Origin of the sequence: Pseudarthrobacter sp. SL88, assembly GCF_026672455.1 — a bacterium.
In the GTDB taxonomy this organism is placed as follows: domain Bacteria; phylum Actinomycetota; class Actinomycetes; order Actinomycetales; family Micrococcaceae; genus Arthrobacter.
On sequence record NZ_JAPPRD010000001.1, the window covers coordinates 3225107 to 3237950 of the forward strand.

A 12844-nucleotide genomic window follows, 5' to 3' on the forward strand; every position below is an offset into this window, starting at 1 on the left:
GCTCAGGGCACGACGACGGTTTCCGAGTAGGTGGAATCCGGGCCGAATATTTCCCGGACGGAAGACGCGCTGTTACGCGGCGCCCAGGATGGCCTGTGCGATTTCGTCGGCGTCCCGGAGGGTGCGCTGGCCGCTGCGGTAGGCAGGGGCGCCCGGCTGGTGCGCCTCGGCGGCGATGGCGGTTCCCCACTGGGCGGAGGAAAGCTGCAGGCCCAGCACGTACATCCCCTCGGTGACCGACCCGTTGGCGGCGAGGGGCCGGTAGGGGTGCGGTTCCACGTCCAGGCCGGTGGACTGCACCGGTGCCCCCTCGGCAGTCATCATGTGCCTGGACCGGACCAGCCCGTCCTTGAGCAGTTGCTGCAGGAGCGGAGAGTCGTTGGCCGAGACCCGGTTGCCGGGCGCGAGGGCCTCAACCATGGTCCGGGCGGCGGCCGGCGGGCCTTCAACCCAGGGTGAGGCAGCGGTGAAGGTCCCGGCTTTGCGGTCCACGCCGAATTTCGGATCCGGGCCCACAAAGCTGACGACGCCGGCCCGCGCCAGCGCGGCCAGCTGCTCCGAGCGCAGCGCAGGCGGTCCGCTGGCCAGCCCCTCCACGAACGACTCGAACCAGCCCCGCAGTCCGGCGACCCAGGATTCGTCGGTGATGCCGCCGTCGGCCACCGCCGTTTTAAGGACGGCGCGGCCGTGGTGCAGGGCACCGATGGCCATCTTCACGGGATCGTCCTCGCCGAGCGCGGAGCGGCGGGCGTCGTCGAGGAGGAATTCGACGACGGCGGCATCCTGCTCGGCGCGCGACGCGAAAGTGCGTCCCGCCAGGGGCGCGGCGAGCCCTGGAAGGTTCAGCCGGTGCCGCGGCCCCACGTGGATGGCCAGCACGCTGTCCACGGCGTCTTCCCAGTTGGCGGCGCTGTGCGCGTGCGGGTGCAGGGCTTCCTCAAGGGCGGCCAGGAACGCTGCACCGTCCGGGACCGCGCCGGGCTGCGCGCGCACCAGCGTTGAGTAGTAGGCCCAGAGGGTGTCGCGGTGCAGCAGGGGCCAGAGGTCGTGGTCGAACCCCGGACGGATACCGGCAGCCTCGAACCGGTCCAGCGCCGCTTCCGTGAGGTAGCGGAGGGTGACCGAGGAGGCGTAATAGCCTTCCAGCGCCGCTTTGGCCCGGTAGGGGGTTCCCCGGCGGGAGGCTGCGATGATGAACGGTTCCTGTCCGGAGGGCTCATACTCCAGCCGCCCGGCCGGGCCGCCGGCAGTGAATTTGCCGCCGCGGCCCTCGGTCAGCTGGACCATCGTGTCGAAGAAGTTCAACCCCATGCCGCGCACCAGGACCGGTTCGCCGGCGGGAATGGCGGCCCAGTCAACGTCCGCCGGAACGGCCGGCGGCAGGTACCGCAGTCCCAGCTGCCCCGCGGAGGCCTGCAGTTCGCGCTGTTCGGGATTGAGCCTGGACGGGATGTGCCCGAGGGCCAGCACCACGGAATCCGCGCGGATCGCCGCCCCGGTGGCCAGGCCGACGTCGAACGTTCCGTCTCCCACCGGGTGAACCGACAGGGCGGACGTTTCGTGGAATTCGATGGTGACGCCGTCGGGTGCCTCCGCGAGCAGGTCCTCCAGCGTGGAGCGCAGGTACCGGCCGTAGAGCGCACGGCTGGGGAAGTCGTTGGACCCGAGCACTGCGAGTTCGGCGCGTTCATCCGTGGTGAGGGACGGGAGCGGATCCTGCTGTTGCCGTTCACGCCAGCGGTCGAAGGTGGTCCCGGCGACGGCGGCGGGCAGCGCCGGGTCCTCCGGAATCAGCGTGGGGTAGAAGGACTGGGTGTTCATCAGGAACAGCCGTGACTGCCCCGGCTGCCAGACGTGCCCCGGCCCCGCGGGGTAGGGGTCGATGACGTCGATGTGGAGCCGGACGGCAGCCCCGCCTTCCTGGTGCTCGGCCCGGTGGCTGGAGTGGGCGAGCAGGCGTTCCAGGACGCTGGTGCCCCTGGGGCCGGCACCGATGATGGCGGTCCGGGTGCTCTGCGTATTTTCCACGCCTTCCAGAGTACGGGCTTGTGTTGAAGAGGGAGGGCTGGCCGCTTGACTTGCCAGCCTCGAGCGGATGTTGTTTGGATGGGGCGCATGACCACCACTGCAGCTGATTCAGCGTCCGGCCCCGGCAATACCACCACGGACGGCACGCCTGCGGGCACCGGGCCCGGCGGCGTCGGCGGCCCCGCGCCGGAGCCGACCGACGAAAACGTGTGGCTCGAGGAGATCTACGGCGAAGAGCAGCTCGCTTGGGTCAAGGCGCAGAACTCACGCACGGAGGACCTCCTGGAGGACGCTGACTACGCAGAGCTCGAGGGCAGCATCCTGGAGGTGCTGGACTCCACTGACCGGATCGCCATGGTGGGCAAGCGGGGTGACTGGTACTACAACTTCTGGAAGGACCGGGACAACCCCAAGGGCCTGTGGCGCCGCACCACGTGGGAAAGCTACTGCACGGATTCCCCCGAATGGGACGTCTTGCTGGACGTGGACGCCCTGGCCGCCGCCGAGGGCGAGGAATGGGTGTTCCACGGCGCCACGTTCCTCCGGCCCGCCGCGGGTGGGCCTTACCGGCACGCGCTGCTGGCGCTCTCCCCCGACGGCGGCGATGCGAACCGGTACCGGGAGTTCGACGTCGAGTCCCGCACCTTTGTTGACCCGGCTGTGGGCGGTTTTGACCTGCCGACGGCGAAGGGCAACGTGTCCTGGCTGGACGCGGACACACTCCTGGTCTCCTCCACGGCGGACGGGCTGCCCAGGACGGCCTCCTCCTACGCCAGGACCGGCGTCACCCTGAAACGCGGCGAAACCCTGGCCAGCGCACCCCGGCTGTTCGAGGTACCCGAACAGCACATGATGGCCGTGGTGGCGTACGACTCCACCCCCGGCTTCGAGCGCACCTTCGCAGTGGACTACATCGACTTCTTCAACCGGACCAACCTGGTGCTGCGCGACGGTTCATGGGTGGCCATCGACGTTCCCACGGACGTCAACGTCAGTGCGCACCGTGAGTGGCTGCTGTTCCGCCCGCAGCGGGACTGGGCCCTGGATGGCACCACCTATCCGGCCGGCGCCCTGTTGGCCGCCAATTTCGAGGACTACCTCGCCGGCGGCCGGGACCTCGTGGTGCTGTTCACGCCGGACGCCCACACGTCCCTGCAGTCGTGGAGCTGGACGCGGAACTTCCTGCTCCTCAACCTCCTGAGGGACGTGTCCTCGGAAATCCGGGTGCTGGACCCCTCCCGCCCGGCGGACGCTGCCGACGGGTCCTTCGGAGACGGCTCCGCCTGGGCCTCCACACTCCTGGACGCCTGCCCGCCCCTGCATGACGTCAACGCCTATGCCGTGGACGATGAGGATGAAGCAGCGGCCGACGGCGGTGCGGGCGACGATTTCTGGCTGATCGCCACCGGATTCACCACTCCCAGCACGCTGATGCGCGGCACGCTGGAACGCGGCGCACCCGAATCCAGCCACGACGATGCGGGGGCGCCCGGTGTGGTGAGCCGGCACACGGAAGTGAAATCCTCGCCGTCGTTCTTCTCCGATGCCGAGTACGAGGTCCAGCAGCACTTCGCGGTTTCCGATGACGGCACGCGGGTTCCCTACTTCCAGGTCTCCTCCCACAACCTGCCCCTCGACGGCCAGAACCCCACCCAGCTCTCCGGCTATGGCGGCTTCGAGGTGTCCCGGACGCCCGCCTACAGCGGAACGGTGGGGCGTGCCTGGCTGGAACGGCGGACCACCGGGCTGCCGGCCGACGGCGGGGAGGCACCGCATTCGCGCGGCGGCGTCTACGTGGTGGCGAACATCCGCGGCGGCGGCGAATTCGGGCCGGCCTGGCACCGCGCCGCCCTGCAGGAAAACCGGCACAAGGCCTACGAGGACTTCGCCGCCGTGGCACGGGACCTGATCTCCCGAGGCGTCACCTCCCGCGAGCGCCTGGGCTGCGTGGGCGGCTCGAACGGCGGCCTGCTGGTGGGCAACATGCTGACCCGCTACCCCGACCTGTTCCGGGCCGTCTCCTGTGGCGTGCCGCTGCTGGACATGCGCCGGTACACCAAGCTGTCCGCCGGGCACTCCTGGATCGCCGAATACGGGGACCCGGACGTCGCGGAGCAGTGGGACTACATCCGGACCTTCTCCCCTTACCACCTGCTCAAGGACGGCATCGAATACCCGGAAACGTTCATCTGGACGGCCACCTCGGACGACCGCGTGGGCCCGGTGCAGGCACGGAAGATGGCTGCCCGCATGCTCGCCATGGGCATACCCAACGTCTGGTTCCACGAAGCACTGGAGGGCGGCCACGCGGGAGCATCGGACAACCGGCAGGCGGCAGCGTTGCAGGCCCGCAGCCAGCACTTCCTGTGGAAGGCGCTGGCGGGCGGAACATCGTGACAGCGGCATCCGCGCCGGGTGTATCTGGTTCGGGGGTGTCCGGGTCTGGGGTGCCTGGGCCTGCGGTGCCTCGGCCTGCGTTCTCGGTCCGCAGGGCTGTTGCCACGGATGTGGAGCGGCTCGCGGACGTGCACATTCAATGCTGGCAGGAAACCTACCGCGAGATGCTGTCCGACGCCTTTCTGGCGGCTGCCGACCGGGAGGGCCGCCTGGTGCTGTGGCGGCACCTGCTGGACCGCCCGGACCCCGCCGAAGCGTGGGTGGCGTGCGACGGCGACACGGTAGTGGGCTTTGCCGGTATCCGTTCAGTCCCCGCACCGGAGTCCCCGGAAGGTGACCCGCAGCCGGAGTCCGGCCCGCTGGAACTGTGGGGGCTGTACCTGTTGGCATCCCATCAGGGCCTGGGCCTGGGAGGGCAGCTGCTGGGCACTGCCCTTGGCACCCAGGCTGCGAGTCTCTGGGTGGCCGCGGGCAACAGCCGGGCCATCGGCTTCTACCGTCGGTTTGGCTTCGAACCGGACGGGGCGGAGGACACCCTGGCGGACTGGGAGGACCTGCCCGAGATCAGGATGGTGCGCCCGGTCCAGCCCGCTGCCTAGGCTGGCCGGCCCCGGCCAGCCTTCCGCATCGGGGGGCCGCAGCCGTTTTGCACTGCATGGCCGGATCTGCGTATCCTTGGTGGGCTAGGAATAGCAATTGGAGACGTGCCAGAGCGGCCGAATGGGCTTCACTGCTAATGAAGTGTGGGGCACAACTCCACCGGGGGTTCAAATCCCCCCGTCTCCGCGTTCGGCCCCGGTCCCTGGACCGGGGCCTTTTGCGTACCCGGTGGGGGTTGCTGGCGCCGTCCGGGGATCGGACGCACTCTGCTGGCACAGGCTGCCTGGTGGCAGGATAAGCGGATGGCAGTAAGAGATCGGGCCCGCGCGCAGGGGGATGCCGCGCAGGTATGGAGCCCACGGTTGGCCCTCCTGGTGGCAGCAACCTTCTTCATGGAGTTCCTCGACGGGACCATCCTCACCACTGCCATCCCTAACATCTCAGCCGACTTCAGTGTTCCAGCGGCAGACGTGAATATCACCATGACGGCGTACCTGCTCACCGTCGCCGTCGGCATTCCCATCAGCGGGTGGCTGGCCGAACGCTTCGGGGCGCGAAGGATCTTCTGCCTCGCCGTTGCCATCTTCACCGTTTCTTCACTGGCCTGTGCCCTCAGCCAGGACCTCACCGCCCTGACGCTGAGCCGTATCGCCCAGGGAGCCGGGGGCGCCATGATGGTTCCCGTGGGAACGCTGGTAGTGCTGCGCGGCACGCCGAAATCGGAGCTTTTGCGGGCTACCGCGTTCCTCGTCTGGCCCGGCCTGCTGGCGCCGGTCCTCGCACCCCTGGTGGGCGGTGCACTCACTACCTACCTGTCCTGGCACTGGATCTTCCTGATCAACCTCCCACTGGGTCTGGCTGCCTTCCTTGCGGCCCTGCGCCTCGTCCCGTCCTCCGCTGGAGACAAGGGGCGGCGGCTGGACTGGCCCGGGCTGTTCCTCACCACGCTGGGCGTCGGTGCCCTGGTGGTTGGCCTCGAGCTGGCCAGCTCCCACCCTGACGGCCCCTGGGCGGGCATCAGCGCGGCGGCAGGTGCAGCATCCCTGCTCGCGGCCGTGTTCTGGATGCGCCGGGCCAGCAACCCCCTGTTCAACCTGGATGTGTTCCGGACCCGCACCTTCCGTGCGATGGCCACCGGCGGATTCGTTTACCGGCTGACCATCAGCTCGGTTCCCTTCCTGCTGCCCCTGATGTTCCAGGCCGGCTTCGGCTGGACCCCCATCCACGCGGGCATCATGGTGGCCGCTGTCTTCATTGGCAATATCGGCATCAAACCGGCCACCACTCCCCTGATCCGCCGGTTCGGATTCAAGGCCATGCTGGTGTTCGCATCCCTCGCCTCAGCAGGCACTTTTGCACTGTGCGCCCTGCTGACCCCGGAGACTCCACAGGTACTGACGTTTGCCCTGCTGGTATGCAGCGGGGCGTTCCGCTCCATCGGCTTCTCGTCCTACGCGTCGGTGCAGTACGCCGATATCGTCCCCGCGCAGTTGACGTCGGCCAACACCGTTTCGGCAACCCTGGTGCAGCTCGCTACGGGTTCCGGGATCGCAGTGGCTGCCCTGCTGATCCGCATCTTCGACGGGCTTGGCTCGTTTCCCCAGGACGACGCCGGTCCGTACCGCGGAGCTTTCCTGGCCATGGCAGTCCTGATGCTGGCCAGCACCGTGGACAGTGTCCTGCTCCCGCGGCACTCGGGAGCAGCGGTCAGCCGGCCTGCGCCAGAACCAGCGGAAGCACAGCCCCGGCCCCGGCCTGCCGAAGGGCACGCCCCGCGACAGTAAGGGTCCACCGGCTGTCCGCCAGGTCATCAATCAGCATCACACTCTGACCCTGGATGGAATTCAACGCAGCTTCGAGCTCGGGGCCAACAACCACCCGGTCCCAGACCCCGGCCAACCGGTATGCGCTGTTGCCGCCCCTGCTTCCTGTGGGGCCACCGTGGGCCAACTGCAGGGCGCCGAGGTAAGGGATGCGGCCGATGTCCGAAATCCCCCGGGCCAGGGAATCCACCAGCTGCGGTTTGCTGCGCGACGGGATGCTCACAATCGCTGCCGGCCGGCCACCACCACTCCAGCCCGCCGTCCTGGAGTCACCTGTTCCCCACTCCCGCAGGACCTGGACGCAGGCCTGCAGCATGGCAGGGTCCACCGGACGGTCTTCCGCGCCGGCGGCGAAGATCGTGCGCAGGGCACCGCCCCAGCCAAGGTCGGTCAGCCGGGCCAGGACACGGCCCTCTGACAGCGCCTCCGGCGGCTTGATCTTTCCCTTAACCGGAACGCCCAGCCGGTCCATCCCGCTGGGCCACTGCAGCCGCGGCTCAAGGACGCCGCCGGCCCGGCTGAGCGTCTGCCCGGCCGCGTTCGTGGCATCGGCTGCGACGTCGGCGGGGAACCACTGCCCGGCGCAGTTGTCGCAACGGCCACAGGCGTGGGCAGTCTCATCATCAAGGACGGACGTGATGTACTCCATCCGGCACCCTGCAGTGTCCTGGTAGATGATCATGGAGTCCTGCTCATCTACGCGGGCCTCGGCAATGCGCTGGTACCGCTCCGCGTCATAGACCCACGGCCGCCCGGTGGAGCGCCAGCCGCCGCCTACCCGCTCCACGGCCCCATCCACCGAAAGGACCTTGAGCAGCAACTCCAGCGGGGTCCGGCGCAGGTCCACCCGTGCTTCCAGCGCCACGGTGGACACGGCACTTCCCGCCTCGGCAAGGGCCGTCAGGACTGCGGCAGCTTTCTCCTCCGACGGCATGGACGCGGTGGCGAAGTACTGCCAGATGTCCCGGTCCTCGGAGCCCGGCAACAGCAGGACATCGGCGTTGGCGGCTCCACGGCCTGCACGGCCCACCTGCTGGTAGTAGGCAACCGGCGACGACGGCGCCCCGAGGTGGACCACGAACCCAAGGTCCGGCTTGTCGAAGCCCATGCCCAGTGCGGACGTGGCAACCAGGGCCTTAACCTGGTTGTCCTTGAGCAGCTGCTCGGCGCGTTCCCGGTCTGCGGGGTCGGTGCGGCCGGTGTAGGACAGCACTTCGTGGCCCGCCTCCGCCAGCAAGCGGGCGGTGTCCTCGGCGGCGGAAACGGTCAGGGTGTAGATGATGCCGCTGCCGGGCAGGTCCGAGAGATGGGTCAGCAGCCACCCGAGGCGCTGGCGGGCGTCAGGGAGCGTCAGGACGCCGAGCCGCAGCGAATCGCGGCCCAGGGCACCGCGGATGGTCAGGACGCCGGCGCCGAGTTGCTCTTCGATGTCATGGACCACGCGGGAGTTGGCGGTGGCCGTGGTGGCCAGCACCGGCACCGAATCCGGCAACTGCTCAATGAGGTCTGCGATCCGGCGGTAATCGGGACGGAAGTCGTGGCCCCAGTCCGAGATGCAGTGTGCCTCGTCGATGACCAGCAGCCCGGTGCGCCGGATCAGTTCCGGCAGCTGGTTTTCCCGGAAGGAGGGGTTGGTCAAACGTTCCGGTGAGACCAGGAGAACGTCAACCTGGTCCGCCGCAAGCTGTTCGCGGACGGTGTCCCACTCCAGCTGGTTCGCCGAGTTAATGGCCACGGCCCGGACACCGGCCCTGGCGGCAGCCGCCACCTGGTCACGCATCAGGGCCAGCAACGGCGACACGATCAGGGTGGGGCCGGCGCCCCGGCGGCGCAGCAGGAGCGACGCCACGAAATAGACAGCCGACTTGCCCCACCCGGTGCGCTGGACCACCAAAGTCCGCCGGCCGCCGTCGACGAGCGCCTCAATGGCCTCGTACTGGCCGTCGTGGAAATCTGCCCCGGCGTTTCCCACCAGCTCGCGCAGCACCGCCAGCGCCTGGCTGTGGGTGGCGGTACCGGATCCGCCCGGAGGGGATGGCTGCGCCGAGGAAGCGTCAGCCCCAAAATCAGCGTCTGAATCAATATCGGTGTGGGAAAGGGTGGCGTTCCGGTTATCAACCATTGATTCAGTATCCCAGCCGCCCCCGACAACTGGCCTCCGGCCAACTGTTATGTGGAAAGGCCCACAGTTCCCTTGCGTCACAATCGCCAGCCCCGTCTCCCCCTCCACAGGCACCGCACGGGTCCACGTAAGATAAAGCCCGTGACTAGCGAACAGACAACGACTTTTGACCTTTCGGCATCCTTCAAGGCCTACGACGTCCGCGGCATTGTGGGCGAATCGATCACCGCCGAAATCGTCGAAGCCGTGGGGGCCGCTTTCGTAGACGTCCTGCAGCTCGAAGGGCAGACCATCCTGGTGGGCGGCGACATGCGCCCCTCCTCGCCCGAGTTCAGCAAGGCCTTCGCCGACGGTGCTGCCACCCGAGGCGCCAATGTGGAATTGCTGGACCTGATCTCCACCGATGAGCTCTACTTCGCCTGCGGCCTCCTCAACCGGGCAGGGGCCACCTTCACCGCGAGCCACAACCCCGCCGGCTACAACGGCATCAAGATGTCCAAGGCTGGGGCAGTCCCCATTTCCTCCGAAACCGGCCTGAAGGACATCCAGTCCCTTGCCGAGCACTACCTCAGCACGGGGACCATCCCGGCTGCCGGCCAGCGCGGCCAGATTGGTGTGCGTGACGTCCTGAAGGAGTACTCCGAGTACCTCCGCAAGCTGGTGGACCTCTCGGGTTCCCGCCGCCTGAAGGTTGTCGTGGATGCCGGAAACGGCATGGCCGGGCTGACCACGCCCGCAGTTCTGGGTGACGCCCTGCTGCCCAAGCTGCCGTTCGACATCATTCCGCTGTACTTCGAACTGGACGGTTCCTTCCCGAACCACCCCGCCAACCCGCTGGAGCCGGAAAACCTCCGGGACCTGCAGGCCGCCGTCGTCGAACACGGTGCTGACATTGGGCTGGCCTTCGACGGCGACGCCGACCGCTGCTTCGTGGTGGACGAAAAGGGCGAGCCCGTCTCGCCGTCGGCCGTTACCGGCATGGTGGCCCGGCGCGAAATTGCCCGTGCGAAGGCCCAGGGCGAAGCCACCCCCACGATCATCCACAACCTCCTCACGTCCCGCGCTGTGGCCGAGTTGGTGGAGCACGACGGCGGCCGGGCCGTCCGTACGCGCGTGGGCCACTCCTTCATCAAGGCAGTCATGGCCGAGGAAGGCGCGGTGTTCGGCGGCGAGCACTCGGCACACTTCTACTTCCGCGACTTCTGGAACGCGGACACCGGCATGCTGGCGGCCATGCACGTCCTGGCCGCACTGGGTGAGCAGGAAGGCCCGCTGTCCGAGCTCGGCCGCGAGTATGAGCCCTATGTCAGCTCCGGGGAGATCAACTCCGAGGTGGACGACAAGCCGGCGGCCGTCGAGCGCGTGCGCGCAGACTTCGCCGCCGAGGACATCACCATCGACACGCTGGACGGCAGCACCTTCACGGCCAACGACGGCAGCTACTGGTTCAACCTGCGGCCGTCCAACACCGAACCTTTCCTGCGGCTCAACGCCGAAGCGACAGACCAGGCCACGATGGAACGGGTCCGGGACCGGGTCCTGGCCCTCGTACGGGCCTAACCCGTGGCTGACCATACCGGACCCGCCACGGCGGGGCAGGAAAGCTGGCGGGACTCTGTCCCCGAAGCCACGGCGACCGACCTTGAAAATCTCCTCGGAACCGGCGTCAGCGCCGCCCAGGAGCAGCTTCAGCGCGCCGGCGGCTTCCTCCCGTTCGCCCTCACGGTGCAGAACGACGGCGAGGTGCGGCTGGTGGCGGTTTCCCCGGCGGATGCCGGGGACGGAAGCGAAGCCGAGTTCGATGCCGACGCCATGATCAGTGATTTGAACGCGTTGTTGCGGCAGAACCGGGACGATTTCCGCGCCGCTGCCCTGGTGTGCGACATCCTGCTGGTGGAGGAGGACTCCGATGCCATCCACGTGGCCGCAGAGCACCGGGACGGTTCGGTCTTCGCCGCCGTGCTTCCCTACGCGGCCAACGCCGCCACCCAGGCCTGGGAGTTCGGCCAACTGGAGGCCGATACCAACGAGCCCGCCATCTGGGTGGACTAGACCAGGCGCCGCGCCATGAAGATCAACGCGTTTGCCGATGTCAGCCTGCGGGCGCTGATGGTGCTGGCGGCCGTTCCGGGCGGCCAGCTCCTGACCACGCAGAACATTGCGGACGCCGTGGGGACCCCATACAACCATGTCAGCAAAGCCATGGCCAGGCTCCGCACCATGGGCCTGATTGACGTGGAGCGGGGCCGCACCGGGGGTTCCCGGCTGAGCAGCGCCGGCAGGACGGCCACCGTGGGACAGATCCTCCGGGAACTCGATACGCGCACGGACCCGGCCGACTGCATGGCCGCCACGGGCAATTGCCCGCTGATCAATGAGTGCAAGCTGCGCGCAGCCCTTGCCCGGGCACGCGAGGCGTTCTACCGTGAGCTTGATCCGGTAGTCATTGCCGATCTTCCGGGATCCCGCCAAATGGCTCCCGTATTCGAGATGATTGGCCTCCGCCCAGGACTGTTGGAACCGCTCCGTCCGAGCGTGCAGCCGAGGCAGTAACCGGCGCGAAACCGCCCATAGCCGGGAGCTTTCTCCCAGTTTGATTTCAAACTTCTACAAGGTGTAGAACTGAGGCAGAAATACTTGTATTTCATATGCAAGCATTTCGCCAAGGCCGGACAAAGGCCCCGGTCCCAACCTCAGGAGTCCGCAATGCTCTCGGATAAATCCCGCCCCGTCATCGAAGCCACACTGCCGCTGGTGGGGTCACGGATCGGCGACATTACCCCCAAGTTCTACGCCCGCCTGTTCGCCGCACACCCGGAACTCCTCGACGGCCTCTTCAGCCGATCAAACCAGCGCAACGGCAGCCAGCAGCAGGCCCTGGCCGGAAGCATCGCCGCCTTCGCCACCCACCTGGTCAACAACCCGGGCACCCTGCCGGAAACCGTGCTGACCCGCATCGCCCATCGCCACGCCTCCCTTGGCATCACCGAACCGCAGTACAAGGTGGTCTACGAGCACCTGTTCGCCGCGATCGCCGAGGACCTTGCCGAAGTGATCACCCCGGAGATCGCAGAAGCCTGGACCGAGGTCTACTGGCTCATGGCGGACGCGCTCATCAAGCTGGAAAAGGGCCTGTACGCGGCCCAGGCCAACGGCAGGATGTGGGCGCCGTGGCGCGTGTCCGCCAAGACGCCGGCCGGCGTCGGATCCATGACGTTCACCCTGGAACCTGCCGACGACACCCCCGTCACCGAAGCACTTCCCGGCCAGTACGTCAGCGTCAAGGTCCAGCTTCCGGACGGCCTGCGCCAGGTGCGCCAGTACTCCCTGTCAGGCGAAGCCGGCACCAGCCGCAGCTTCACCACCAAGAAGGACGACGGCGGTGAGGTCTCCCCCGTCCTGCACAACACCGTCCAGGCGGGCGACATCCTGGAAATTTCAAACCCCTACGGCGAAATCACGCTCAAGGAAGGCGACGGCCCGGTGGTCCTGGCCTCCGCCGGCATCGGCTGCACCCCCACGGCCTCCATCCTGCGCTCACTCGCCGACACCGGCACCGACCGGCAGGTCCTGGTGCTGCACGCCGAGAGCACCCTGGACAGCTGGGCACTGCGCGGCCAGATGACGGACGACGTCGAGCGCCTGGACGGAGCCGAGCTGCAGCTGTGGCTGGAGCAGCCGGTGGACGGTGCGAGGGAGGGATTCATGTCCCTGCGCGAGGTGGACCTTCCCGCCGATGCCTCCCTCTACCTGTGCGGTCCGCTGCCGTTCATGAAGAACATCCGCAATGAGGCCATCAACGCCGGCATTCCGGCAACCCGCATCCACTACGAAGTCTTCGGCCCGGACATCTGGCAGGCTTCTTAAAAGCAAA

Annotated in this window: 9 protein-coding genes and 1 tRNA gene; 8 read left to right on the plus strand and 2 right to left on the minus strand. The window is 67.9% G+C overall.

The genetic code is table 11. The annotated features are described in order from the left end of the window. Nucleotides 1-72 precede the first annotated feature (72 nt). Nucleotides 73-2028, minus strand: coding sequence for an FAD/NAD(P)-binding protein (locus tag OVA06_RS14535; RefSeq protein ID WP_268159241.1), 1956 nt, complete (start codon nucleotides 2026-2028; stop codon nucleotides 73-75). An 87-nt stretch (nucleotides 2029-2115) separates the two neighbouring features. On the opposite strand from OVA06_RS14535, the gene OVA06_RS14540 reads away from it, so the two are divergent. From OVA06_RS14540 to OVA06_RS14555, 4 genes are all read left to right on the plus strand, one after another. Continuing rightward, nucleotides 2116-4425 (plus strand): prolyl oligopeptidase family serine peptidase, encoded by a 2310-nt coding sequence (locus OVA06_RS14540; protein WP_268159243.1) that lies wholly within the window; start codon nucleotides 2116-2118, stop codon nucleotides 4423-4425. Nucleotides 4426-4490: 65 nt separating this feature from the next. Next, nucleotides 4491-5024 carry a GNAT family N-acetyltransferase gene (locus OVA06_RS14545; protein WP_268159245.1) on the plus strand — a complete coding sequence of 178 codons (534 nt, stop codon included), beginning with the start codon at nucleotides 4491-4493 and terminating at the stop codon, nucleotides 5022-5024. Between the two features lie 99 nt (nucleotides 5025-5123). Then, nucleotides 5124-5211 (plus strand) — tRNA-Ser (locus tag OVA06_RS14550). A gap of 116 nt (nucleotides 5212-5327) precedes the next feature. After that, nucleotides 5328-6809 (plus strand): MFS transporter, encoded by a 1482-nt coding sequence (locus OVA06_RS14555; RefSeq protein ID WP_268159247.1) that lies wholly within the window; start codon nucleotides 5328-5330, stop codon nucleotides 6807-6809. On the opposite strand, the gene OVA06_RS14560 is transcribed toward OVA06_RS14555, so the two are convergent. Beyond that, nucleotides 6733-8970 (minus strand): RecQ family ATP-dependent DNA helicase, encoded by a 2238-nt coding sequence (locus OVA06_RS14560; RefSeq protein ID WP_268159249.1) that lies wholly within the window; start codon nucleotides 8968-8970, stop codon nucleotides 6733-6735. The genes OVA06_RS14555 and OVA06_RS14560 overlap by 77 nt on opposite strands. A gap of 141 nt (nucleotides 8971-9111) precedes the next feature. On the opposite strand from OVA06_RS14560, the gene OVA06_RS14565 reads away from it, so the two are divergent. The 4 genes from OVA06_RS14565 (at nucleotide 9112) to OVA06_RS14580 (ending at nucleotide 12837) form a co-directional block, all read left to right on the plus strand. Further along, on the plus strand, nucleotides 9112-10530 hold the full coding sequence (locus OVA06_RS14565; protein ID WP_268159251.1) for a phosphomannomutase/phosphoglucomutase: 1419 nt from the start codon (nucleotides 9112-9114) through the stop codon (nucleotides 10528-10530). A gap of 3 nt (nucleotides 10531-10533) precedes the next feature. Beyond that, the gene (locus tag OVA06_RS14570; RefSeq protein WP_268159253.1) at nucleotides 10534-11022 is read left to right on the plus strand and encodes a hypothetical protein; all 489 of its coding nucleotides are present in this window, start codon (nucleotides 10534-10536) and stop codon (nucleotides 11020-11022) included. A 15-nt stretch (nucleotides 11023-11037) separates the two neighbouring features. Beyond that, on the plus strand, nucleotides 11038-11523 hold the full coding sequence (locus OVA06_RS14575) for an RrF2 family transcriptional regulator (protein WP_056076601.1): 486 nt from the start codon (nucleotides 11038-11040) through the stop codon (nucleotides 11521-11523). Nucleotides 11524-11676: 153 nt separating this feature from the next. Beyond that, nucleotides 11677-12837 carry a globin domain-containing protein gene (locus tag OVA06_RS14580; RefSeq protein WP_268159256.1) on the plus strand — a complete coding sequence of 387 codons (1161 nt, stop codon included), beginning with the start codon at nucleotides 11677-11679 and terminating at the stop codon, nucleotides 12835-12837. Nucleotides 12838-12844: the final 7 nt, after the last annotated feature.